The sequence below is a fragment of the Burkholderia sp. AU31652 genome (assembly GCF_002223155.1).
GTDB lineage: Bacteria > Pseudomonadota > Gammaproteobacteria > Burkholderiales > Burkholderiaceae > Burkholderia.
The window spans coordinates 43,655-67,662 of record NZ_NKFG01000008.1; the positions used below are offsets into that span (position 1 = coordinate 43,655).

The 24,008-nt window shown below is 67.4% G+C and carries 23 protein-coding genes and 1 pseudogene; 18 read left to right on the plus strand and 6 right to left on the minus strand.

The window, feature by feature from the left end; all coding sequences use genetic code 11:
- Nucleotides 1–24: 24 nt before the first annotated feature.
- On the minus strand, nt 25–555 hold the full coding sequence (msrB, locus tag CFB40_RS35895) for a peptide-methionine (R)-S-oxide reductase MsrB (protein ID WP_089429254.1): 531 nt from the start codon (nt 553–555) through the stop codon (nt 25–27).
- A gap of 729 nt (nt 556–1,284) precedes the next feature.
- Between msrB and CFB40_RS35900 the strand changes: the two genes are divergently transcribed.
- Complete coding sequence (locus tag CFB40_RS35900) at nt 1,285–1,713, plus strand: antitoxin Xre/MbcA/ParS toxin-binding domain-containing protein (RefSeq protein WP_089434078.1); 429 nt, start codon at nt 1,285–1,287, stop codon at nt 1,711–1,713.
- Nucleotides 1,710–2,183, plus strand: a complete 474-nt coding sequence (locus CFB40_RS35905) for an RES family NAD+ phosphorylase (protein ID WP_089434079.1) — start codon at nt 1,710–1,712, stop codon at nt 2,181–2,183. Before CFB40_RS35900 ends, CFB40_RS35905 begins: the two co-directional genes overlap by 4 nt.
- A 607-nt stretch (nt 2,184–2,790) precedes the next feature.
- On the opposite strand, the gene CFB40_RS35910 is transcribed toward CFB40_RS35905, so the two are convergent.
- Nucleotides 2,791–3,708, minus strand: a complete 918-nt coding sequence (locus tag CFB40_RS35910) for a LysR family transcriptional regulator (RefSeq protein ID WP_089434080.1) — start codon at nt 3,706–3,708, stop codon at nt 2,791–2,793.
- A 203-nt stretch (nt 3,709–3,911) separates the two neighbouring features.
- Between CFB40_RS35910 and CFB40_RS35915 the strand changes: the two genes are divergently transcribed.
- The 4 genes from CFB40_RS35915 (at nt 3,912) to CFB40_RS35930 (ending at nt 7,835) form a co-directional block, all read left to right on the plus strand.
- A complete protein-coding gene (locus CFB40_RS35915; protein WP_089434081.1) occupies nt 3,912–4,901 on the plus strand; it encodes a type 1 glutamine amidotransferase domain-containing protein in 990 nt (329 codons plus the stop codon).
- 173 nt (nt 4,902–5,074) lie between these two features.
- Nucleotides 5,075–6,016: a haloacid dehalogenase type II gene (locus CFB40_RS35920; protein WP_256976981.1), complete on the plus strand. Its 942-nt coding sequence runs from the start codon at nt 5,075–5,077 to the stop codon at nt 6,014–6,016.
- A 260-nt stretch (nt 6,017–6,276) separates the two neighbouring features.
- Nucleotides 6,277–7,482, plus strand: coding sequence for a zinc-dependent alcohol dehydrogenase (locus CFB40_RS35925; RefSeq protein ID WP_089434083.1), 1,206 nt, complete (start codon nt 6,277–6,279; stop codon nt 7,480–7,482).
- A 29-nt stretch (nt 7,483–7,511) separates the two neighbouring features.
- A complete protein-coding gene (locus CFB40_RS35930; RefSeq protein WP_174971402.1) occupies nt 7,512–7,835 on the plus strand; it encodes a four-helix bundle copper-binding protein in 324 nt (107 codons plus the stop codon).
- A gap of 9 nt (nt 7,836–7,844) precedes the next feature.
- Here CFB40_RS35930 and CFB40_RS35935 read toward each other — a convergent pair whose 3' ends face one another.
- The gene (locus CFB40_RS35935; RefSeq protein WP_089434084.1) at nt 7,845–9,437 is read right to left on the minus strand and encodes a PAS domain-containing hybrid sensor histidine kinase/response regulator; all 1,593 of its coding nucleotides are present in this window, start codon (nt 9,435–9,437) and stop codon (nt 7,845–7,847) included.
- A gap of 300 nt (nt 9,438–9,737) precedes the next feature.
- Here CFB40_RS35935 and CFB40_RS35940 point away from each other — a divergent pair, with 300 nt between their 5' ends.
- The 11 genes and pseudogenes from CFB40_RS35940 to CFB40_RS35990 all read left to right on the plus strand — a co-directional run bounded on the left by CFB40_RS35940 (nt 9,738) and on the right by CFB40_RS35990 (nt 19,605).
- Nucleotides 9,738–10,106, plus strand: a complete 369-nt coding sequence (locus CFB40_RS35940; RefSeq protein ID WP_089434277.1) for a chemotaxis protein — start codon at nt 9,738–9,740, stop codon at nt 10,104–10,106.
- A gap of 187 nt (nt 10,107–10,293) precedes the next feature.
- Entirely contained in the window at nt 10,294–11,187 is an 894-nt protein-coding gene (locus CFB40_RS35945; protein WP_089430078.1) for a BON domain-containing protein, read from the plus strand.
- Nucleotides 11,188–11,385: 198 nt separating this feature from the next.
- Nucleotides 11,386–11,628 (plus strand): annotated as a pseudogene (locus CFB40_RS35950) (response regulator); the annotation flags it as partial.
- Nucleotides 11,582–12,097, plus strand: coding sequence for a hypothetical protein (locus CFB40_RS35955; RefSeq protein WP_089434085.1), 516 nt, complete (start codon nt 11,582–11,584; stop codon nt 12,095–12,097). The pseudogene CFB40_RS35950 and the gene CFB40_RS35955, both read left to right, overlap by 47 nt.
- A gap of 155 nt (nt 12,098–12,252) precedes the next feature.
- Nucleotides 12,253–13,035 (plus strand): SDR family oxidoreductase, encoded by a 783-nt coding sequence (locus CFB40_RS35960; RefSeq protein WP_089429271.1) that lies wholly within the window; start codon nt 12,253–12,255, stop codon nt 13,033–13,035.
- Nucleotides 13,026–13,637 carry a D-glycero-alpha-D-manno-heptose-1,7-bisphosphate 7-phosphatase gene (locus tag CFB40_RS35965; protein WP_089434086.1) on the plus strand — a complete coding sequence of 204 codons (612 nt, stop codon included), beginning with the start codon at nt 13,026–13,028 and terminating at the stop codon, nt 13,635–13,637. The genes CFB40_RS35960 and CFB40_RS35965 overlap by 10 nt, the downstream gene beginning before the upstream one ends.
- Entirely contained in the window at nt 13,634–14,836 is a 1,203-nt protein-coding gene (locus CFB40_RS35970) for a glycosyltransferase family 9 protein (RefSeq protein ID WP_089430079.1), read from the plus strand. The genes CFB40_RS35965 and CFB40_RS35970 overlap by 4 nt, the downstream gene beginning before the upstream one ends.
- 3 nt (nt 14,837–14,839) lie before the next feature.
- On the plus strand, nt 14,840–16,585 hold the full coding sequence (locus tag CFB40_RS35975; RefSeq protein WP_089434087.1) for a carbamoyltransferase family protein: 1,746 nt from the start codon (nt 14,840–14,842) through the stop codon (nt 16,583–16,585).
- Entirely contained in the window at nt 16,582–17,583 is a 1,002-nt protein-coding gene (locus CFB40_RS35980) for a glycosyltransferase family 2 protein (protein WP_089434088.1), read from the plus strand. The genes CFB40_RS35975 and CFB40_RS35980 overlap by 4 nt, the downstream gene beginning before the upstream one ends.
- Nucleotides 17,580–18,665 carry a glycosyltransferase family 9 protein gene (locus CFB40_RS35985; protein WP_089434089.1) on the plus strand — a complete coding sequence of 362 codons (1,086 nt, stop codon included), beginning with the start codon at nt 17,580–17,582 and terminating at the stop codon, nt 18,663–18,665. The genes CFB40_RS35980 and CFB40_RS35985 overlap by 4 nt, the downstream gene beginning before the upstream one ends.
- Nucleotides 18,655–19,605 carry a glycosyltransferase gene (locus tag CFB40_RS35990; protein ID WP_089429276.1) on the plus strand — a complete coding sequence of 317 codons (951 nt, stop codon included), beginning with the start codon at nt 18,655–18,657 and terminating at the stop codon, nt 19,603–19,605. The genes CFB40_RS35985 and CFB40_RS35990 overlap by 11 nt, the downstream gene beginning before the upstream one ends.
- Before the next feature lie 22 nt (nt 19,606–19,627).
- On the opposite strand, the gene CFB40_RS35995 is transcribed toward CFB40_RS35990, so the two are convergent.
- A complete protein-coding gene (locus CFB40_RS35995) occupies nt 19,628–20,650 on the minus strand; it encodes a sigma-54 interaction domain-containing protein (protein WP_256976982.1) in 1,023 nt (340 codons plus the stop codon).
- Between the two features lie 349 nt (nt 20,651–20,999).
- Here CFB40_RS35995 and CFB40_RS36000 point away from each other — a divergent pair, with 349 nt between their 5' ends.
- Complete coding sequence (locus CFB40_RS36000) at nt 21,000–22,367, plus strand: sigma-54-dependent transcriptional regulator (RefSeq protein ID WP_089434090.1); 1,368 nt, start codon at nt 21,000–21,002, stop codon at nt 22,365–22,367.
- 14 nt (nt 22,368–22,381) lie between these two features.
- On the opposite strand, the gene CFB40_RS36005 is transcribed toward CFB40_RS36000, so the two are convergent.
- Nucleotides 22,382–23,305, minus strand: coding sequence for a glycosyltransferase family 2 protein (locus CFB40_RS36005; protein ID WP_089434091.1), 924 nt, complete (start codon nt 23,303–23,305; stop codon nt 22,382–22,384).
- A complete protein-coding gene (locus tag CFB40_RS36010) occupies nt 23,284–23,994 on the minus strand; it encodes a PIG-L family deacetylase (protein ID WP_089434092.1) in 711 nt (236 codons plus the stop codon). The genes CFB40_RS36005 and CFB40_RS36010 overlap by 22 nt, the downstream gene beginning before the upstream one ends.
- Between the last annotated feature and the right edge of the window lie 14 nt (nt 23,995–24,008).

Consider the following 24,008-nt stretch of genomic DNA (forward strand, 5'->3'; position numbering starts at 1 on the left):
GTCGGTCGGAAGTTCGGGGCCGGATCAGGCGGCGGCGGGGTGGAAGGTGAGCGCGAGGCCGTTCATGCAGTAGCGCAGGCCGGTCGGTTGCGGGCCGTCGTCGAACACGTGGCCGAGATGGCCGCCGCAGCGGCGGCAGTGCACTTCGGTGCGGATCATCCCGAACGATGCGTCGGTGTTCGTGGCGACCGCGTGGTCGAGCGGCTTCCAGAAGCTTGGCCAGCCCGTATGGCTGTCGAACTTGGTGGCCGACGAGAACAGCGCGAGGGCGCAGCCGGCGCACGCGAACGTGCCTTGCCGGTGCTCGTCGTTCAGCGGGCTGGTGTACGGCCGCTCGGTGCCGGCTTCGCGCAGGACCGAGTACTGGGCGGGCGTGAGCCGGCGATGCCATTCGGCGTCGCTGAGGGTGACTTCAAAAGGGGCGGCCGTCTGCGGCGTGGCCGGCGATGCGGCGAACGCACGGCCGACCAGCGCGCGGCGGCCGACGGACGACAGCGTCGCGAGCACGGCGAGGCCGGTGGCGCCGGCGAACAGCAGATGTCTGCGGGTGGGCATGATGGGCTCCTGGCGGCAGGTCCTGAAAACATGCGCCCATCGTAGTCAGCGGCCGGTGTCGAAGTCCTCACGGAAAGTTAAATGAATTGTGAAGGTTGGGGTGGTTCGCGGGAGGTGGTGGAATTCGTCGAAGTGCCGGCTGGCACGGGTTGTCGAGCGGGTGAGCTGCTGAGGTTTGCTGAGCGCCTGTTCGCGTCGCGATTTTTAGTGTTCGCTGGGTGGCGCGGCGAATCCGGATTTTGGCTTGCCGGTCGAATCGGACTGGGATACGAGCGTTGCTTGACTGCGGTCGCGCATCACGCCGAGCGTGTGATGCGCGTTGATAGACGGATGAGTTTGCAAGCTAGTGCGACCGACGTGTGGCGCGTGTGGACGCGGAGGGTTGATAGTTTCCAAGTAGAAACTTCAGGAGGCGGTTGTGCATTGAAAGAGGGGCGCGATGCGCTCCGCCGAGGTGGTCCATGTTTGACACGGTACTGACGGCCGAAAAACAAAACGCGTATCGATGTGGGCGGAGCGGCTCGTCCGACAGAGTGCACACTTGCGATGAAGGCGCTTTTGCACGCTATTCCGGGGCCTTCGCCCGATCCCGTCATTGCAGGCATGCCCGCGGCCGTGTTTGGCAATATCGTCAGGCAAGAGCGTCGCTGTGGCGTGAAGCGTTTCTTTCCAATGTAGGATCAAATGCTCTACAATCGAGTATCATCTGATACTAGGCTGGGAGCCGACATGTCACTCGTTACCCCCGAAGCGGTAGCCGCGGTCATGGGACTGCGGCCGGTCCCGCACACGCTGGCGGAGTTGGAGGCGCTCGTGCGCGACGGTCTGCCGAAGTCTGCGCTGCGGGCTGGCGTCGAACATGCGACGCAAGGTGCCGATGCCCGCCGCGCGCTGCTGGCCCGCATCATCCCTGAGGCAACCTATAAACGACGCCGAGATCGACTGACGCGAGACGAATCGGAGAAGACCGAGCGCCTCGCCCGCATCGTGGCCACGACCACCTACGTCTGGAACGACGAAGACGATGCACGGGGATTTCTGTCGACGCCCCACCCCGAACTGGAAGGACGGGCACCGCTCGATGTCGCGCTGACCGAACTCGGTGCGCGCCGGGTCGAAGAATTGCTCTGGAAGCTGTTCTACGGGCTGCCGGCATGAAATTGTTTCGCATTGCTGATACGCGACACACGATCTGGAGCGGCACCGGCGCGATGCTTGTCGGCGGCCGCTTTAATAGTCCCGGGCGGCCCGTCATCTACGCGGCTTCGACCTTCGCAGGTGCAATGCTCGAGGTACTCGTGCATGCGCGAATCGGCAAGGTCCCGAGAACGCACGGTTGGGTCGAAGCAACCGTTCCCGATGATGTTAGCGTCGAGCATCACACGGCAGAAACGTTGCCGAGAGAATGGGATGCGGCAGCACTGCAGGTAGCACGACAGTTCGGCGACGCATGGCTGACCGAATCGAGGACAGCACTCCTGATCATCCCTTCCGTTGTCGTCCGGGCAGAGTTCAACGTGCTGGTGAATCCGGCGCATCCTGACGCGGCGCGAATCGTCGTGACAGATCCTCAACCCGTGGTGTGGGACGAACGCCTCTTTATCATGCCGCCGGCCGGCCGGTCATAGCGCCTCGATGGTGGCCTGCGCCTTCGTTACCATGACGGCACGATTGTCGGCTCAAACGCAGATCTCTGAAAACGTGTGACCGGCACTGCCAGCGCCGCCGGGGGGACTCCGGTCTTCGGGGGAGTCGCTGTTGCCGCTCGTGACGAGAGCATGGCGTGCACGTAACCGATGTTCAACAATTTGGGTGCGTGCGCAACAATATACCTTTCGTCCAGAGGACGGGGGTGCGACTTCAATGCCTGTTTTCCAGGGTGGGGCAGGCTGTCGACATTGAGCCGTGGCGCACGCCCATGTCGCGCTTCGACACCATCGTCTGGAATTCAGCGCACGTCGATCGAATACATCGCCAGTGACCTGCCGCCGCTCACTTCCTCAGCTTGACGTTCTCCGCCCCGCATTAGCGGAATCACTGGACACGATTAGCGCACGAACGGACATCATTAGCGGTATCTACGAACTTCAACCGCTGACGTGGCGCGAAACACGGCGAGTCACGAAGGCGCCAACGGTGCAATACGGCCGGGTGCCCTATCTGCAGGACGCAACGCCGGGGAATTGGGCATGGATACAGCGCGACATCGAGGTGTGGGCGTACCCGCCCTCCGTCTCATTCACGTCTCACGGCATCAGCCATAAAGTCGATGAACGCGCGCACCCGCGCAGGCAGATGCAAGTTCGGTGGGTAGAGCAACGAAAACGGCTGCGACCGGCCACTGGTGGATGGCAAGATCTCGATGAGTTCGCCGCGCGCGATTGCTTCTTCCACAACAAATTCATAGATGTGGCAGATGCCCATACCGGCGCGCGCGAGATTCACGCAACCAAGCAAGTCGCCGCGGACGCGGTGACGACCGCGAAACGCAAACTCGACATCCTGTCCGTCGGCGTCACGCAACCGCCATGACACTGGGCGTCCACTGCTCGGCAAGACAAACTGGATGCACTCGTGCTGCGTGAGATCCGTCAGGCTGGTCGGCGTACCTCGTCTCGCAAGATATGCAGGTGCTGCGTACAGGCCGAGTCGCACAACCTCGAGGCTCCGAGCGATCAGTCGCGAGTCCGGAAGATCACCCCGGCGGATGACGACGTCAAAGCCCTCGTCGACGAAATTGACGTTGTGATTCGAGATGTCGAGTTCGACCTCGACCTTCGGGAATGCCTCGCAGAAACGGGCAACAAGGGGAATCAATCGATAGTGTCCATACGTGGTCGGCGCGCTGATACGCAGCAGGCCGCTCGGATCACGCTGGTTATCGGTGATCGCACGCTCAGCATTAGCGATCTGTTCCAGGGCCCGTTGACACTCGGCATGGTAAAGCTCGCCGTCGGCCGTGAGCTTGACACGTCGCGTAGTACGCACGAACAGGCGCACGGCGAGACGTGCCTCGAGGCGGCCAATGGAACGGCTGACCGCGGCCGGGGTGACGCCCAGCGCCTCGGCCGCTGCCGCGAAGCTACCCAGTTCCGCGGCCTTGCAGAAGAGTTCGATACTGCCGAGTTGGATGGGGTCGAAGGTGCGAGCCATTCGTTACGCCGTGTAACGTCTCAAATTGACCGGCGTTAGTTTATCGCATGGCGAGAACTGCAATACAGTCCTGTTCAAGGACGTGCCATCAGTAACTTTTGCACGACTGGACAGACTCCTGCCAAAGCACCCGTCTATAGGTAGTTGACGCATGGACGGCGCGCGAGGGGCGCTTCACCCCAACCCATCTTAAGGAATTCGCGATGTCGATGTTTTCCTCGAATACTCCTCTCGGTGACAACGCCGGTAACGGTCAAGCGGATCGCAACGAAAGTCGAGGGTCACGGAAGTCGCCCTCGATCGTCGTGCTGTCCGTCATCGCCTCACTCGTCATGCCTACGCTGATGGCTAACATTGCGCAGGCGCAGGACCAAACACACCCCTCCCAGCGCAAAGTCCTGGTCGTGTTGTCAAGCGCGCAGCAGCTCGAGCTGCGAGACGGCAAGCAATATCGCACGGGCTACTATCTGGATGAACTGGCAATTCCGCTGCAAAAGATCGTTGCGGCCGGGTATACGCCGGTGTTCGCGAACCCTCAAGGCAACCCTGCATCGTGGGATCCGGTCTCGAATGACAAGATTTTCTTTGGCGACAACGAAGCCGCGCGTGCCAAGGCCGTAGACCTGGTACAGAGCTTCCCCGGCATTGCGCATCCGCAAACGCTTACCGAGATCGCCGCGCAAGGCACGAGCGACTATTACGGCATCTTTATTCCGGGCGGCCACGCCCCGATGCAGGATCTCTCGCACGATAAAGCGCTGGGGCAGATTCTCGTTAGCTTCCACAACAATGGTCGGCCCACTGGCATCATCTGTCACGGTCCGACCGCGTTGCTCTCAACGCTGCACGAGCCCGAAGCGTTCCGCGTCGCAATGATCGCGGGTGACTTTACGAAGGCGGCACGGCTCGCGCAGGGTTGGCCTTACGCCGGCTACCGCCTGACAGTCTTCTCGTCGGGCGAAGAGCATGCGATAGAAGGTGACGGGCGGCAACTTGGCGGGGAGGTGAAATTTTATGCCGCCGACGCGCTGGCAGAGGCTGGCGCGCACGTTGACCGGATCGGCGCATTTCAGTCGAACGTGATCGAGGATCGCGAACTTGTGAGCGGGCAGCAGCCATTTTCCTCCGACGCTTTTGGCGATGCATTCGTCGCTAGATTGAATCAGGAAAAGGTCTTGCCGAAAGCTGACTGATCTCCCTCAAACGATGGCCGATGTAGCGGAGCGGGACGGAAGTGAGGTCCCTCTGGATTTAAGACGTTTTAAATACGAGAAGATCGGTCCACTCGCCCACGTGTTAACTAAGACTCCGCAGGCCCCTACTTCATGTGGATGATCCAGCAGATAACGTCGTAAATAATTTCATCATGAATAGCCAAACTTCAAAAATATCATTGTCCGATGGATCCGGAATTGCGGAGAAATGCACTTCTGGCGGAATATCTGTTGCCAATGTCAAAGACAAAGCCCCAAGACTTTCGCGGCGAAATATGCTGGCGACTGGCATTGCTGCTGCGTTGATTGGCGCTCTGCCACTGAATGGCGTCGCTTCGACGAGTTCCTCAAGCAAACCTCTCGCCAATCGAATTTCCGGGAAAAAAATTAAAGCTCTGGTCTTTGATGTATATGGCACTTCGACTGACTACTGGGGCACTATAGTCCGTGAAGGTCAAGCAATCAATCAACGAAAGGGTTTGAATGTCGATTGGCCCGCAATCGCCAAAGAATGGCATGGTCTGTTTCCGTCCAATTTTCAGTCAATCATCCGACATGAACGTCCTTGGCAAAATTTCTCATCACTCCGCCTTGAAGCTCTCGAAAGTGTACTGAGGAAGCTTGGGGTGGATGTATTTTCCAGCGATGAACTGGTCGAAATCAACGCAGTATGGCAACGCGCCCAGCCATGGCCGGACGTGGTGCCCGGGCTTCATAAACTTCACAAGGAATTTATCCTGGCCACTCTGTCCAATGCCGACATGGCAGATATGGTCAAGCTTGCCAGGCATAACGATTTTAGGTGGGATCTCATTCTTACTTCTGAACTCGTTCAAAGAGTGAAGCCCGATCCGCTTGTGTATCAGCTCGTTCCAAGATACTTGGGATTGGCGCCCGAAGAAATCTTGATGGTTGCATGCCACAAGGCCGATTTATTAGGTGCGGCGGAGCAAGGGATTCGCACGGCGTTTGTCCCGCGACCAATGGAAAATGGTCCAGCCGGCGGCGGCGATATTGATCCAGACTCAAGGTTCGATATCAATGTGAGCAGCTTTTTGGAACTTTCCTCAAATCTTAGTCAGGGAGTCATTTAGTTTTACTCGCCATTGATCGTATGAATTTAGGCTGCTGTTGGCAATCCTATTGGGCAACCCACTGCGTTCGCGGGCGCGCCGTACTTTTCGACGTAATCGGGCGCGGCGCGTCCGTCGTGCCTCAGCGACACCCTTCGCACCGTGACCGATGAATGCTCTCCGCACCGCGGAGAGCATTCAGGCCAGGCCCGTCAGGGCTCATTCCTTGCTCGATTGTTTTCTCGGTAGTTCCGAGAACGTTCGAACAAGGAGGGCCTGACATGAAAGCAGTCGTATTTCACGGTATCGGCGACATTCGCATCGACACGGTGCCCGATCCCGAGGTCACCGACGCGACCGACGCGGTCGTGCGCCTGACGGCCAGCGCGATTTGCGGCACCGACCTGCACATGGTGCGCGGCACCCTCGGCGGGATGAAGCCGGGCACGATCCTCGGCCACGAGGGCGTCGGCATCGTCGAGACGGTCGGGCGCGACGTGCGCAACCTGCGGCGCGGCGACCGTGTGCTGATTCCGTCGACGATCGCATGCGGCAGTTGCGCGTACTGCCGCGCGGGCTACACCGCGCAATGCGACGTCGCGAACCCGGGCGGCCCGCGTGCGGGTACCGCGTTCTTCGGCGGTCCGGCCGCGAGCGGCGCGTTCAACGGGCTGCAGGCCGAGTACGCGCGCACGCCGCTTGCGCATGCGAGCCTGGTTCGGCTGCCGGATGACATCGACGACGATCGCGCGATCCTGATGTCGGACATTTTCCCCACCGGCTATTTCGGCGCGCAGCTCGCGGAAGTGCGCGCGGGCGATACGGTCGCCGTGTTCGGCGCGGGGCCGGTCGGCCAGTTCGCGATCGCGAGCGCGAAGCTGATGGGCGCCGGGCGCGTGATCGCAATCGACCGCGTGGCGTCGCGCCTCGAGATGGCGTGCGCGCAAGGCGCGGAGATCGTCGATTTCGCGGAGGACGATCCGGTCGAGACGGTGCTGCGGCTGACGGGCGGAATCGGCGTCGATCGCGTGATCGACGCGGTGGGCGTCGACGCGATGCGCGCGACGCACGGACCGGCCGCGGCCGATCGCGACGCGGCGCATGCATTCGATGCGGAAGTCGAGGCGATCGCGCCGCACCGCAAGCCGGACGGCCGCAACTGGGTGCCGGGCGACGGGCCGTCGCAGGTGCTGCAATGGGCGGTGCGCGCGGTCGCGAAAGCCGGCACGGTGGCGGTGATCGGCGTGTATCCGCCGGCGTCGCGCGTGTTCCCGGTCGGCGATGCGATGAACCGCAACCTGACGATCAAGATGGGCAACTGCAATCACCGAACGGTGACGCCGCCGCTCGTCGAGCTGGTGCGCAGCGGCGCATTCGACCCGCTGTCGGTGCTCACGCGTTGCGAGCCGCTGACGAATGCGATCGATGCCTATCGCGCGTTCGACACGCGCGAGCCGGGCTGGATGAAGGTGAAGCTGACGCCATGACGATGCCAACCGAAACCGGGAGGACTGCGATGAACGATCCCTACGACAACTGCATGGCCGCTTGCGACGCGTGCGCCCACGCCTGCGATGCCTGCACGGCCGCGTGCCTCGCCGAACGCGACGCGCAGGCGCTGGCCGACTGCATCGCGCTCGACATCGAATGCGCGCAGCTGTGCCGCTTCGCGTCGGGCGCGATGGCGCGCCGCAGCGTGCTCACGCCCAGCGTCTGCGCGTTGTGCGCGCAGGCATGCGACTTGTGTGCGGCGGAATGCCAGCGGCATGCACACGATCATTGCCGCCGCTGCGCGCTCGCGTGTGAAGCATGCGCGGCGATGTGTCGCGCGGTGGCTTGAGCACGGCGGTCACGGCGTGCGGCGAACCCGGCGTGCGACGCGCTGCAGCAGCGCGTCGAGCACGGCAATTTCGACGGGCTTCACGAGATGCTCGTCGAAGCCTGCGCGTGCGGTGCGTTCCAGGTCCGCCGCGCTGGCATGTCCCGACAGCGCAACGCAGGTCGTGTCGCGCAGCGCGTCGATCGCGCGCAGTTCGTGCAGGAGCGTGAAGCCGTCGACGTCGGGCATCGTGAGGTCGAGGATCATCAGCTGCGGGGCGTAGTCGCGGGCGAGCGCCACGGCGTCGTGCGCGTTGTAGGCGACGCGCGGCGCGTGCCCCTTCACCTGCAGCAGCACGGCGAGCGTGTCGGCCGAATCGCGATTGTCGTCGACGATGACGATACGGAGCGGCGTCGTGTCCGTCTGCGCGGACTTGACCGGCCCGCGCACGTCGCCGCGGGTCGCGCGCGCCATGCGGTCGATCGGCAGCCGCACCGTAAACGTCGCGCCGTGACCGGGCCCGTCGCTTTCGGCCGAGATGCGCCCGCCGTGCAGTTCGACGAACGTCCGGCAGATCGCGAGACCGAGCCCGAAGCCGTCGGTCGGCCGCCGGCCCGCCCCGCTTTCCTGCTCGAACAGGTCGAAGATGGTTTCGAGCGCGTCGTGCGCGATGCCGACGCCACGATCGGTCACGCGGATCGCGACGACCGGCCCCTCGAGTGTGGCGCCGACGTCGATGCGGCCGCCGAGCGGCGAGAACTTCGACGCATTGTCGAGCAGGTTGTGCAGCACCTGGACGAGCCGCGCATCGTCGCCGTGCAGCGGCACGGCATCGGCCGGCAGATCGACGTGGATGTGCTGCCCGCGCGCGGCCAGCTTCGGCTGGATGCTTTCGACGCCGCGGCACACGATGTCGCGCACGGTAATCGGCCGGTCGTTCAGCTCGAGCTTGCCGGCGGTGATGCGCCCGACGTCGAGCAGGTCGTCGACGAGCCGCGTCAGTTGCGTGACCTGACGATGCACGGCGTCGCGGCACTGCGCGAGCGCGGGCGCCGGGTTGGCCAGGCTCTGGAGCACGCCGACCGAATGGCGCAACGGCGCGAGATGGTTGCGCAGCTCGTGCGCGAGCATCGCGATGAACACGCTGAGCCGGTGCGTCGACGCTTCGAGCTCCTCGAGCCGCTTGCGCTCGGTCATGTCGCGCGTGATCTTGATGAAGCCGCAGAGCTGGTTCGAGTGATCGTGCACGGGCGTGATCGTCACGTTCGCCCAGAACTGCGAGCCGTCCTTGCGCACGCGCCAGCCTTCGTCCTCGAAATGGCCGTTGGCGGCCGCTTCGGCGAGCCCGAGCGACGGCCGGCCGGCCGCGATCGCGTCGGGCGGATAGAAGCGCGAGAAGTGGTGGCCGACGATCTCCGCGGCGCGATAGCCCTTGATGCGCGCGGCCCCCGCGTTCCAGGTCGCGACGTTGCCATACGGGTCGAGCATGAACACCGCGTAGTCGGTGATCGACTCGACGACCGTCTGGAACCGGAACTCGGCGAAGCGGTGCAGCAGGTCGCGCGCGTCGGATTGCCCGAGCGGCGGGGGAGGCGAGCGAGGATTGAGGTCGTCTTTCATCATCGGAGCGGCTTGTCGAAGACGGGCGGGCAAGCGCCGCCCGGCCGCCGTCGGGCGGGCCGGCGGCGGCGGTACGGATCGGATTGGCACCCCGAAAGCTTAGGGGATTGGCATCCCAAAAGCATAAGGGAACTCAATTCGGCTGATCAATGGGTGCGCATCGGTTGTGCCGATCGCCATTCCGGCGGCGCGCAATCGGTTCCGGTGCGCGGCACGGCACGCCGATTGCACGCGCTTGCGTTCCACCAGCCGGGCCGCGGTTGCCCGGCTGCACGCGGCCACGAGCCTCGCAAGGAGAACGACATGAACAGCACGCTGAACCCCGACAACGAACCGTCCGACCCGGACGACGACAATGCCAGCCGCGGCCGCGACGGCCGCGCACTGGGGCCGAGCGACTCGTCCGACAGCGGCAGCGACACGGCCGGCGCGCGGCGTCATCCGTTCGACGTCGATTCGCCGCTCGACGATCACGCGCTCGAACGCGGCGATGCGTCGCTCGACAGCGATACGGACCGTGCGGGCACCGGTGAGCGCGCGTCGGCGGACGGCGATTCGACGCTCGACGAAGGCATGGACATCAAGCCGGACCGCACCGAGCGGCTGAGCGAGCCCGGTCGCCCGACGGAACCGGATGACGCGGACGAAGCGGGCGACGACGGCACGCCGTGACGCCCGGCACGCAAAAACTGCAATCGCATTGCAGATTCTCGCGTCCGCCAGCCGATCGACGTCGCGATGCGCGTCCGTCTTCCATCGGCCACGACAGCGGCACGCGACTTGCATTCGACCTGACCGACGCGCGCCGTGACCCGGCATGGGGCCGTGCACGGCGCAGGCGCGCTCAAGGAGGGACACGATGCAACGACGATATCCCGGACGGCACGGCGAACGCGGTGGCCCGCCCGACTGGCAGGAGCGCAACGAACGCGCGACCCGAGGCGCCGGCGAGCGCGGCATCCCGGACGATCCGGCGCGATGGCCGGAAGCGGGCGACGAGTCGGCTTACCGCCGCTTCGCGAGCGAGGACGTCGGTCCGGAAGACTGGGGCAGCGAATGGAGTGAACGCGCGGCGCGGCCGGTCGGCCAGCGGCGCGGCGGGGCCGATGCGGGCTGGCAGCGCGATTTCCCGCGCCAGCCGGCGCGCGAACCCGATCCCGGCTACGGCGAGCGCGACTATCGCGCGCAGGGTCGTGACTGGGGGGAAAGCCAGTACAGGGAAGGCCCGTACCGCGGCGTTCCCCCGGCGTTTCGCGGGCATCACCGGATGGGCGAATACGACCGCGACCGCGCCTATGGCGATCCGCGCGACGATCCGCGCTACCGCGGCGACGCCCCCGACTTGTCGCGGTTCGGCAGCGACGCCGAACGCGACGCGCTGCGCAATCGTCGCGGGCCGAAAGGCTATACGCGATCGGACGAGCGGATCCGCGAAGATGTGTGCGAGCGGCTCGCGCATGCGCTCGACATCGACGTGAGCGACGTCACGGTGCAGGTGCAGGACGGCCGCGTCGAACTGGACGGCACGGTGCCGGCGCGATGGATGAAGCATGGCATCGAGGACCTGGCCGACGGCTGCATGGGCGTGCGCGACGTCGAGAATCGCGTGCGGGTTCGCCGTGATGAGGGCGAGCACGATTCGGGGATGGTGCTGCATCCCGACCAGCGGACCGTGACGCCGACGCAGCCTGCCGTGCTTGATCCCGAGCCGGGCACCGTCGGTCGCGACCGCGAGCGCAAACCGCACCACTGAGCGCTCGTGCATGAACCGGCGCGCCCCGAACTGCCCCCCGCACGCATGACGACGGGAACCGACGATACGCCGCCCGGGCGATGTTCGTGATCGTCATCGTCATCGGCAAGTACGGCGGCGGCTTCGTCACGTTCGCGATCGATGCGGCCTGCACGGCGCGTGCTTACGCGCCGGCGGATGCGTGACCGGCGGCGCGTCATTCGCCAGATCGACGCCGCGCGCGATCGGGAAGGCTGCGCGCCGCTCGAGGGCGTGGCGCTGTCCGGCCACGCGCGCGAGCGCGACCGCACGCGCGCGATCGAGGCCGGTTTCCACGCTTACCTGACCCAGCCCGCGGCAACGGCCGACCTGATCGCGACGTTGCGCGCACGCGCCTTTTCCTCTGGAGAAACCCATGTCGAATCCGCCACCCGAAGCGCTGACCGGCCGCCGCGCCGGTAGCGCGTTTGTCGACCGCCAGACCGCGGTCGCCGCGGTCGAACTGCTGCTGCCGAGCCTGTCGGCCGCGCTGCAGAGCGACTTCGTCGGCGACAGCGGCTGCCTGCACATCGTGATCATGGATCCCGCGCTCGGGCCTCACGACGCGGCGTTCGAGGACGCGATCCTGTACGAGTTCTCGTTGCCCGACCCGAAGGACTGGGACGCCGACTACCGAGCGTATGCGCGTGCGAAGGCGCGGCTGTCGTGGGAAACGGGCCGCGACGGCCACGTCGTGCAGGCGCTGGAGCCGTACCGGCTGCGCGCGGGCGATACGAACCTGTGGGGCGGGGTCGCGCTCGGCGGGATCGTGGTCGGCGTGTCGGGCGCGCAACCGTGGTTCGACGAGGCATTCGCGGGCTGCATCGCGCACTGCCTGCTTGCGCTCGCGAAGCGCCGCGCGCAGGCGACGCCGGACGCGCTGGCGATCTGAGCGCGGCCGGCCGGGGCGGTTTTTACAGCAACTTATAAAAAAGCCAGCGATGGCGTGCCGGCGCGCGAGGCGGCACGGATGCAGGCAAGCCGGCACGGTTCTCGCTGTATCTCCTGCACCGACGTTTGTCGCGACAAGCGTCACAGCCGGTCCGGATGCGTCCGGACGTTCGCAAGGAGGTGCAGGTGAACGACGTCAAACACGATTCGCCCCAAGCGCCGCTCGCCGGCCGCGTCGTGCTGGTGACCGGCGGCGGCCGCGGCCTCGGCGAGGCCATCTGCGAAGACCTGGCGCGGCACGGCGCGCACGTGGTCGTCGCCGATCTCGACGGCGACCGCGCGGCCGCCGTCGCGCAGCGGCTCGAACGGCACGGCGGGCAGGCGGTCGGCCGGCCGCTCGACGTGCGCGACGAGGCGTCCGTGCTGCAGGTCGTGCACGACGCGCGGGAAGCGCTCGGCGATCTCGACGTGGTCGTCAACAACGCGGCGATCGACGTGACCGCGCCGATCGACGACGTGAGCGTGGACGCATGGCGGCAGGTGCTGATGACGAACCTGCTCGGCCCTTACCTGATGTGCCACGCCGCGGTGCCGATGATGAAGGCGCGCGGCACCGGGCATATCGTCAACATCGCGTCGACCGCGTCGAAGCGCGCATGGCCGAATGCGTCCGCCTATCACGCGACGAAGTGGGGGCTGCTCGGCCTGTCGCATGCGCTGCATGCCGAACTGCGGCCGGCCGGCGTGAGCGTGTCGGCGATCGTCGCGGGCGGGATGCGCACGCCGTTCCTGCTCGACCGCTTCCCGGACATCGACGCGGACACGCTGCAGCCGGCCGAGAACGTCGCGGCCGCCGTGCGCTTCGTGCTGATGCAGCCGCCCGGCACGGTGGTGCCGGAAGTGATGGTGCTGCCGATGAAGGAGACGTCATGGCCTTGACGCGCGAAAGGGGGCTGCCCGGGGCCGTGCTGATCGACAAGGACGGCACGTTGCTCGACGACGTGCCCTACAACGTCGATCCGGCGCGCATGCGCCTCGCACCGGGCGCGGCACGTGCGCTGCGCACGCTCGGCGCGACCGGCATGCCGATCGTGGTCGTCTCGAACCAGCCGGGCGTCGCGCTCGGCCGCTTTACCGAAAACGAGCTTGGCGCGGTCCGTCGGCGTCTCGCCGAACTGTTCGAAGCAAACGGCGCGACGCTGACGGATTTTTTTTACTGCCCGCATCACCCGCGCGGCAGCGTGCCGGCCTATACGGTTGACTGCGTGTGCCGCAAGCCGCGCCCCGGCATGTTGCGTCGCGCGCTGGCCATGCTGGGCGTCGTTCCCGAATGGAGCTGGATGATCGGCGACATCCTCGACGACGTCGCGGCCGGGCGCGCCGCGCGTTGCCGCACGATCCTCGTCGACTGCGGGCACGAGACCGAATGGCGCACCGACGCCTCGCGATCGCCGCACCACGTCGTCGATCGCGTCGACCTCGCGGCCGACATCGTCGCGCGCGAAGCCGTGCGGCGCCACGGCACGTGGGGGCGGCGATGAACGCCGCGTGGCGTCGCGCGCGACGCATCCTGTGCGTGCGGCTCGACAGCGTCGGCGACGTGCTGATGACGACGCCCGCGTTGCGCGCGCTGAAGGAAAGCGGCGAGGGTCGCCGGCTCACGCTGCTGACGTCACGCACGGGCGCCGCGCTGGCGGCGCACCTGCCGATGGTCGACGACGTGTGGACCTACGATGCGCCGTGGGTCAAGCACCCCGACGTGCGCGGCGATCCGGTTGCCGATCTCGACATGATCGACCGGCTGCTGGCCGGCCGTTTCGATGCGGCCGCGGTCTTTACCGTCTACAGCCAGAACCCGCTGCCCGCCGCGATGATGTGCTGGCTGGCGGGCATTCCGCTGCGGCTCGCGCATTGCCGCGAGAACCCGTATGAACTGCTGACCGACCGCGTGCCGGAAAGCGAACCGGAGTCGCACGTGCGGCACGAGGTGGCGCGGCAGCTGGCGCTCGTGCGCGCGATCGGCGCCACGACGTCGAACTGGCGGATGGCGTTCGAGCCGGGCGACGCGGCGCGGCGTGCGGTGAGCGCGCGGTTGCAGGCCACGTTGCAGTGCATCGGCGGCCCGCGCCGGCCGGGCGCGCCATCGGGGCGCTGGCTCGTCGTGCATCCGGGCGCGAGCGCGGCGTCGCGTCGCTGGCCGGCCGAGCGCTTCGGCGAGGTGGCCGCGAGCGTCGCGCCGCTGTTCGATGGCATCGCGGTGACGGGTAGCGAGAGCGAGCGCTCGCTGGTCGACACGGTGTGCGCCCGCGCGGGCCCGCGCGCGGTGCCGTTGGCGGGCGCGCTGTCGCTCGGTGAACTCGGCGCGCTGATCGAGACGGCCGACCTGCTGCTGTCGAACAATTCCGGCCCGGTGCATCTCGCGGCCGCGCTCGGCACGCCGGTGGTCGATCTCTATGCGCTGACCAATCCGCAGCACACGCCCTGGCGGGTGCCGCACCGGGTGCTGAACGTCGACGTGCCATGCCGCAACTGCTACCGCAGCGTGTGCGACCAACCCGGCCATCCGTGCCTGCGCGCGGTGAGCGTCGACGATGCCGTCGCCGCCGTGCACGCGCTGCTGCGCGGTCGCATGCGCCATGCGCGGCGGGCGGCCGTGCGGGCCGCCCTGCACGGTGACGGACCGGTCGACGCGAGCCCGTCGAACGTGATTCCGTTCTCGCCCGCCATCACGAGGAGCTGACGCATGCCCGAACCGATCCATACGCTCGGCATCAACGCCGCCTTTCACGACAGTGCTGCGTGCCTCGTGCGCGACGGCATCGTGATCGCGGCCGCCGAGGACGAACGCTTCACGCACGTGAAGCATGCGAAGCGCCCGGTACCGTTCTCGACCTGGGAGTTGCCCTACCATGCGATCGACTACTGTCTCGCGGAGGCCGGCATCGTGCTCGCGGACGTCGACCACGTCGCGTATTCGTACGACCCGTGGTTCGAGCTCGATCGCGACACGGCCGAGCCGTCGCTGACCTTGCCGCTTTCGCCGTCGGCCCACGCGCCGCGCAACGGCGGCGCGTCGCCATGGCATCCGCTGTTCCTGTCGTCGATCGTGAACGCGCCGCGCCAGCTCGCGGGCGGTGCGCCGCACCACCTGCAGCGGCGTTTTCGCGGTGTCACGCACGACGGGCCGTTCCGCTGGCATTTCGTCGAGCACCATCTCGCGCACGAGGCAAGCGCGTTTCTCGCGGCGCCTTTCGCGCGCTGCGCGGTGATGACGATGGACGGGCGCGGCGAGCGTGCGACGACGAGCTACGGCGCGTTCGACGGCCGGTCGTACCGGCGGCTCGGCCAGGTCAACCTGCCGCATTCGCTCGGGTTGCTGTACGAACGCGTGACGCGCTACCTCGGCTTCCTGCACTCGTCCGACGAGTACAAGGTGATGGCGCTCGCGTCGTACGGCAAGCCGGTGTTCGCCGACGCGATGCGCAAGCTGGTGCGCTACGACGGCGACGGACGCTACGCGATCCTCGACGGCGATCTCGTCGCGCTGTTCGGCCCGCCGCGCGAACGCGGCGGCCCGATCGAGCCGCATCACTGCGACATCGCGCATGCGTTGCAGCGCGTGCTGGAAGAAACGGCGTTGCAGGCGGTCGACTGGCTGGCCGCCGGCACCGGCGAGCGGCAGCTCGCGATGGCGGGCGGGGTCGCGCTGAACTGCGTGATGAACGCGAAGATCCGCGATCGCGGCCCGTTCGACGACGTGTGGGTGCAGCCCGCCGCCGGTGACGCCGGCACCGCGCTCGGCGCGGCGCTGTGGACCGACTTCCGGATGCGCGGCGAGCGCGGCGCATGGCGGATGGATCATGCGTATCTCGGGCCGTCATACGGTGACGACGCGATCGAGGCGTTCCTGAAGGACGCCCAGCTGCCATACCGGCGGCTGGCCGACGTCGCCGCGCAAACGGCCGCGCTGCTCGCGGCGAACCGCGTGATCGGCTGGTTCCAGGGGCGCATGGAGTTCGGCCCGCGCGCGCTCGGCGCACGCTCGATCCTCGCGTCGCCGACCGACCCGGACATGCAGCGCAAGCTCAACAAGATCAAGGATCGCGAGGACTTTCGGCCGGTCGCGCCGGTCGTGCTCGAAAGCAAGGCGCATCACTGGTTCCGCGGCGGACGGCGCACGCCGCTGCGCGCGCCGTTCATGCTGTTCGTGTACGACGTCGCGCCCGGCGCGGAGGCGACGATTCCGGCCGTGCGCCATATCGACGGCACCGCGCGCGTGCAGACCGTCGACGAAGCGCAGCATCCGCTGCTGCACGCGTTGCTGACCGAGTTCGACGCGCTCACCGGCGTGCCGGTGCTCGTCAACACGTCGTTCAATACCCGCGGCGAGCCGATCGTCTGCACGCCGCGCGACGCGCTCGAATGCTTCTGGACGTCGCCGCTCGACGCACTCGTGATCGGTTCGTTCCTGCTGGAGAAACCGAGATGAACGCGCGCGACACGCAACGGCCGCCGATCGTGTCGGTCGTCGTGCCGACCTACCGGCGGCCCGACCTGCTCGAACGCTGCCTCGACGCGCTGTGCGTGCAGGTGTTCGACCCGACGGCCTACGAGATCATCGTGGTCGACGACGACGCCGCCGGCAGCGCGCGGCCGGTCGTCGAGCGGTGCCGTGCGCGCGTGACCGACATGCCGGTGATCCGCTACATGACCGCGCCCGCCACGCAGGGGCCGGCCGGTGCGCGCAACGTCGGCTGGCGCAGCGCGTGCGGCGCGTTGATCGCGTTCACCGACGACGACACGATTCCCGATCCGGCGTGGCTGCGCCACGGCACGGCCGCGTTGCTGGCCGAACCGACCGCGTCCGCCGCCGCGGGCCGCATCGACGTGCCGTTGCGGCCGCACCCGACCGACTACGAGCGCGACGCGGCCGGCCTCGCGCATGCGGAATTCGCGACCGCGAACTGTTTCGTGCGGCGCGTGGCGCTCGAACGGGTCGGCGGCTTCGACGAACGCTTCACCCGCGCCTGGCGCGAGGACGCGGACCTGATGTTCGCGTTGCGCGAACACGCGGGGCCGATCGTCGACGCCGATGCGGCGTGCATCGTGCATCCGGTCCGCCCCGCGCGCTGGGGCGCGAGCATTGGCCAGCAGTCGAAGGTCTATTTCGACGCGCTGCTGTACAAGAAGCACCGTGCGACCTACCGCCGCCATATCCGGCCGGTGCCGCCGTGGCATTACTACGCGGCGGTGCTCGCCGCGCTCGGCGCACTCGTGTGCTTCGCGGCCGGGTGGCCGGCGCCGGGCGTGGCATGCGCGGCGGCCTGGGCCGTGTTGACGGCGGCGTTCTGCGTGAAGCGCTTGCGCGGCACGCGGCTCACGCCGTCGCACGTGGCCGAGATGATCGTCACGTCCATCGCGATTCCGCCCGTGTCGCTGTACTGGCGCATGCGCGGCGCGCTTCATTTCCGGGTCTTGTTCCTATGACGACCGAACCTGCCGATTTCGAGCGTGTGCGGCGCCCGGCGCGCATCGCGGTGTTCCGTGCGCTGCAGCTCGGCGACATGCTGTGCGCGGTGCCCGCGTTGCGCGCGCTGCGGCGCGGCGAACCCGACGCGCGGATCACGCTGATCGGGCTGCCGTGGGCGCGCGAGTTTGCGTCGCGCTTCTCGGACTACCTCGACGGCTTCATCGCATTTCCCGGTGCGCCGGGGCTCGGCGAACAACCGGTGCCCGACGCAGCCGCCCGTGAAGCGTTCATCGCCGAGTGCCGCGCGCGGGATTTCGACCTCGCGATCCAGCTGCACGGCAGCGGCACGACCACCAACGCGATCGTCGCGTCGCTCGGGGCCACGCGCACGGCCGGCTTCGTGCCGGCCGACGGTGGCGCGACCCGGCTCGACCACGCGCTCGCGTGGCGGGACGACGAGCCTGAAGTCACGCGTTACCTGGCGCTGATGCGCGCGCTCGGCTATGCGGAATGGGGCGACTACCTCGAATTCCCGCTCGGCGGCCTGGATTATGCGTTGTGGCACGTGCTGTGCGACGAGCATGCGCTCGATCCGGGGCGCTACGTGATCGTGCATCCCGGTGCGCGGATGGCGTCGCGGCGCTGGCCGGTCGACCGCTTCGCGCTTGCCGCACGGCAGCTCGCCGACGACGGCTGGCAGATCGTGTTGACCGGCACGCGCGCGGAACTGGCGCTGGCCGGTGCGTTCGCCGAGCATCTCGCGCGGCCCTGCGTGAACCTGTGCGGCCGCACGCCGCTCGGCGCGCTTGCCGCGCTGATCGGACGCGCACGGCTGGTGCTGTGCAACGACACGGGCGTGTCGCACGTCGCGGCGGCGCTCGGCACGCCGAGCGTGGTCGTCGCGTGCGGCAGCGACACGGGCCGCTGGGCGCCGCTCGACAGCGCGCGTCACCGCGTCCTCGCGAACTATCCGGCGTGCCGGCCGTGCATGTTCGACACCTGCCCGTATGGGCACGAATGCGCGATGGCGATCGGCGTCGGCGACGTGATCGAGCAGGCGGGCGAACTGCTGGCGGAGGAGAGGCGTCATGTCACGTAAGCGGCTGCGCGTGCTGACCTGGCACGTGCATGGCAATTACCTGTATTACCTGTCGCAGGCGCCGCACGAGTTCTTCATCGTGACGAAGCCGCACGATCCGCCTGGCTATGCGGGCCGCGTCGGGCACCTGCCATGGGGTGACAACGTGCACGAGGTGCCGGCGGAGTGCGTGCGCGACACCGCATTCGACTGCGTGCTGTACCAGCATCAGAAGCATTACGAGCACGACCGCCTGCGGCTGCTGAGCGACGACCAGCGTGCGTTGCCGACCCTGTTCGTCGAGCACGATCCGCCGCGCGGGCATCCGACCGATACGCTGCATCCGGTGCAGGATCCGAACGTGCTGCTGGTGCACGTGACGCCGTTCAACGCGCTGATGTGGGACAACGGCGTGACGCCGACGCGGGTGATCGAGCATGGCGTGCTGATGCCCGACCACGTCGCGTATCACGGGACGTTGCCGAAAGGCGTGACGGTCGTGAACAACCTGGCGCGCCGGGGGCGTCGCCTGGGCGCCGACCTGTTCGAGGCCGCGCGTCACAGCGTGCCGCTCGAACTGGTCGGGATGGGCTCGGCCGAGCTGGGCGGGATCGGCGAGGTGCCGAACCCGGCGCTGCCGCACTTCCTGTCGCACTACCGGTTCTTCTTCAATCCGATCCGCTATACGAGCCTCGGGCTCGCGGTGATCGAGGCGATGATGATCGGGATGCCGATCGTCGCGCTCGCGACGACCGAGATGGCGCTGCTCATCCGGAGCGGCCGCAACGGCATGGCCGATACGCGGCCGGCCGTGCTGATCGATGCGATGCGCATGCTGATCCGCGATCCCGATCTCGCACGCGAGTGGGGCGCCGCCGCGCGACGCGACGCGTGCGAGCGCTTCGGCATCGAGCGGTTCGTGCGCGACTGGGACGCGGCGTTGCACGACGTCGCGACGTGAGTCGCACGCGTGCCGCGCGGGCTCAGGGCGTCGGTGCGTCGGGTGGGTTCGGCACGTTCGGCACGTTCGACGTGCCGGTTCCGCGAAACGCCTCCCGTTCATGTTCGGGCAGGAGCGCGAGCCGGTTGTACAGCGTCTTCAGGCTGATGCCGAGCGCTTTTGCGGTGCGCGGCTTGTCGCCGTTGAAATGCCGCAGCGACGCGACGATGAAGCGCTGCTGCGTGTGCGCGAGCGTCGTGCCGATATGCAGCGTGATCGCATTGTGACGACATTCGTCGCGCGGCGGCGCACGGCGCGGCAACTGCAGCTCGATCTGCTCGTCGGCGAGGATGAACGCGCGCTCGAGCGTGTTGCGCAGCTCGCGCACGTTACCGGGCCACGTGTAGGCGCGCAACGCCTTCATCGCCTGGAGGGACAGCCGCTTTCTCGTGCGGTGCCGCGCATTCAGCCGCTCGACGATCTGCAGCGCGATATCGTCGACGTCGTCCTCGCGCTGCCTGAGCGCGGGCACGTGCAGCGCGACCGTCGCGATCCGGTAGAACAGGTCCTCGCGCAGCCGCCCGCTGCGCACGGCCTCGACCGGGTCGTGATGGGTGGCGGCGACGATCCGCACGTCGAGCGGGATCGATTCGTGGCCGCCGACCCGCACGATCGTGTTCGACTCGAGCGTGCGCAGCAGCTTGACCTGCAGCTCGGCCGGCATTTCGGCGATCTCGTCGAGAAACAGCGTGCCGCCGCGCGCGGCCTCGAACATGCCGACGTGCTGGGCCACGGCGCCGGTGAAACTGCCTTTCTCGTGACCGAACAGGTGCGATTCCGCAATGTCGTGAGGAATCGCGCCGCAATTGACGGGAACGAACGGCCCGCGGCGGCGTGGGCTCAGGTCGTGCAGGAGCCGCGCGACGATGTCCTTGCCCGCGCCGCTTTCGCCGACGATCAGCACGCCGACGCGTGTCACGGCCACGCGTGACACCTTCAGCAACAGGGTCTGGATCGTACGCGAGCGGCCGAAGAGCCGCGTGCCGTCATCGACGGATTTCGACATGGTGTGATATCGAATGGGAAGATTTGACCGAATGCGTCGAGACCAGGTGAAAAAATGACGTGGCATGCGTCACCGTTTTCCTATACCGAGAATACCTTTTATACCGACGGTGAGACATTGAATCTGCAATGCGGGCCGCGCGGCCGGATAGATTTATTCGATAGGCGGGGAATGCGCGACACCATTCTTCTATACTGCTAAGCGTCGTATCCCGCGCAGGAACGCTTGTCCTTCCGATCATGCACAGCAGCGCGGCGCATACCGCCACGAAACGAGGTGGAGACAGTGCGCTGCGCGTCCGTCGCGGTTCCGGCCATGCACGGGTCGGGCCGCTTCAAGAGGAGCCTCGATGCCCTACGTCCTGATCGTCGAAGACGATGCCGATACACGCACCATGCTCGCGACGCTCGCCCGCACCCAGCAGCTGTCGTGCGATACGGCCGCGACGCTCGAGGAAGCGCGCACGCTCGTGTCGACGCATCCCCCCGATCTCGTGCTGTGCGATCTCGTGCTGCCGGACGGCAACGGGATGGATCTGTTCGATGCGTTGCCGAAGCGTGCGCACTGTGAAATGGTGCTGACCACCGGCCACGCGAGCCTCGAAACCGCGATCGACGCACTGCGGCGCGGCGCGACCGACTACCTGGTGAAGCCGCTGAACATGCAGCGGCTGAACAGCATCTTCGCGCGCGTGCCGCGCACCACCGCACTGCATGAAGAGATTGCCGAACTGCGTTCGGAACTGCAGCGCCTCGGCCGTTTCGGCCGCATGCTCGGCAGCTCGCCCGCGATGCAGGCCGTCTACGACGCGATCGGCCGGGTCGCGCGCACCGAGGCATCGGTCCTGCTGACGGGCGAATCGGGCACCGGCAAGGAGCTGGCCGCGCAGACGGTGCACGACCTGAGCCTGCGCCGCCGCGGCCCGTTCCTCGCGGTGAACTGCGGCGCGATCGCCGCGAACCTCGTCGAGAGCGAGATGTTCGGCCACGACCGCGGCAGCTTCACGGGCGCGGAGCGCCAGCACAAGGGCTTCTTCGAACGCGCAGACGGCGGCACGCTGTTTCTCGACGAGATCACCGAGATGCCGCTCGAGTCGCAGGTCAAGCTGCTGCGCGTGCTCGAGACGGGGCGCCTCACGCGGCTCGGCTCGACGCGCGAGATCGATGTCGACGTGCGCATCGTCGCGGCGACCAACCGCGACCCGGAGGCCGCGATGGCCGACGGCAAGCTGCGGCCCGACCTGTTCCACCGGATCAACGTGTTCCCGATTCCGCTGCCGTCGCTGCGCGAGCGCGGCGACGACATCCCGATGCTCGCCGATGCGTTCCTGCAGCGCTACAACGAGGAAAGCGGCCGTTCATTGCGTTTCTCGCCCGCCGCGCGCGACGCGCTGAAGACCTATGCGTGGCCCGGCAACGTACGCGAGCTGCGCAACTTCGTGCAGCGCGCGAGCATCTTCAGCGATACGGACCTGATCGATACGCTGCCGCCGCCGATCATGGACGAGTTGTCGAGCATGGTCGATTCGCATGACGATCGCGTCACCGTGCCGTTCGGCACGCCGCTCGAGGAAGTCGACCGCAAGCTGATCCTCGGCACGATCGCGCAATGCGGCGGCGTGAAGGCGCAGGCGGCCGAGGTGCTCGACGTCAGCCTGAAAACGATCTACAACCGGCTCGCGCAACTGGATGACGATGCGGGAAAACCGGATTCCTGATGGTGCCGCCGCGCTCATGCTCCGTGGCACGCATCCCGACGCGCATCGCGTTCAAGCTGGCGGCGCATGCGTTCCACGTGCGGCGGGATCGTACGGCGCTCACGCAGGATCCACGCCAGGCCCGCGAACGTGCGCGCGAGCATGCGGTCGCGCCACAGGCGCGGCAGCAGCCGCACGGTCTGCCGCAGCGCGGCCGGGGCCGGCCATCTGAGCCAGGCAGTCCATACCGCGTTGCGGGCGGTGACGCGGGCGCGCGTGCGCGCGTCGCGCTGCGGCGACGGGTCATGGTGGACCGTGAGGCGCGGCGCATAGACGAGCCATCCGCCGGCGCGATACAGGTCGAGCGCGAGCAGCGCTTCCTCGCCACCGAGAAAGTAGCGCGGATGGTAGCCGCCTGCCTGCATGAACGTGTCGCGCCGGAACGCCGTCGCGCCGGCCAGCAAGCCGAGGATCGGGCGGCCGGGCAGCGTGACGGGCGCATCGAGCGGGCTGTCGGCCATCCGGCGGCAGGTCGGGTCTTCGCGCTGGTCAGGGCCGACGAGCACGCGCGCGGTGACGGACGCGACGTGCGGATACGCGTCGAGCAGGTCCGCGGCTTGCTCGATCGAACCGGGCGCCCACCATGTGTCGTCGTCGCAGAACGCGACGTGGCGCGTGCGGGCGACGGCCACGCCGAGATTGCGGCCGGCCGCGCCGAGATTGGCGGGCGCCTGCACGAGTACGACGTGCGGATAGCGGTGGCGGATCAGCGCGGCGGTGTCGGCTTGCGCCGCGTTGTCGACGACGACGATGGCGGGCCGGTCGGGCAGCGACGAGAGCCGGGCCAGCGTGTGCGCGAGCCCGGCCGGTCGTCTGAACGTCAGCACGATGGCGGTCACGCGCGGTTCGGGCGGCGGCGCAACGTGGCGCGCGGGGGTTACGCGAACGTGACGTCGCATTCGAGCCGCCAGTACGTTTCGGGTTCCTTGAGATCGGCGCGCATATGAGGATCGAACAACCCAACCTGGCTCGCATACGCGGCGACTGCGGCGGCTTTCGCGGCGATGGCTTCCGCGCGGTCGCAGGCCGGGGCGCCGGCCGGATGGGCGATCCAGCCGCGCTCGCGCCAGTCGCTCACGCGCCTGGCCATCAGCCCCGCGATCCGGCGGTACGGGACGTCCTCGTAGAAGCGCCACGCGCGCGCCGCGTCGTGCGACGCGCGTGCGCGCTCCAGCAGCGACAGCGCGGCCTGCTGCACTTGCAGATGATCGCGGTGGAACAGGCCGGCCGGCGCGAGGACGCCGAACCCGGCGTGTGCGTCGATTTCCCGCGCCACGCGCGCGGCAATCGCGGCCGATGCGGCGGGCGTGCCGTATTGATCGTCGAGAAAGTCGAGCCAGACCGGCCGCGCGTCGAGCCGTGCGAGCGCGCGTCGGTCTTCGTCGCGGCGCGCGCGCACGGCTTCGTCGGCGCGCTGGAAGCCTGCGCGGCGATCCCATGGCGGCGCCGGCGCATCGCGCGGCGGAATGCCGGCGAACACGGTGACGACGATCGAGCCGGGCGTTGCCGCAAGCAGGCGTCCGCAACTGAAGACGGCGTCGTCCAGATGGGGCGAGACGACGAGCCAGCGTGTCGGGTCATGCGTCACGAGATGATCTCCCG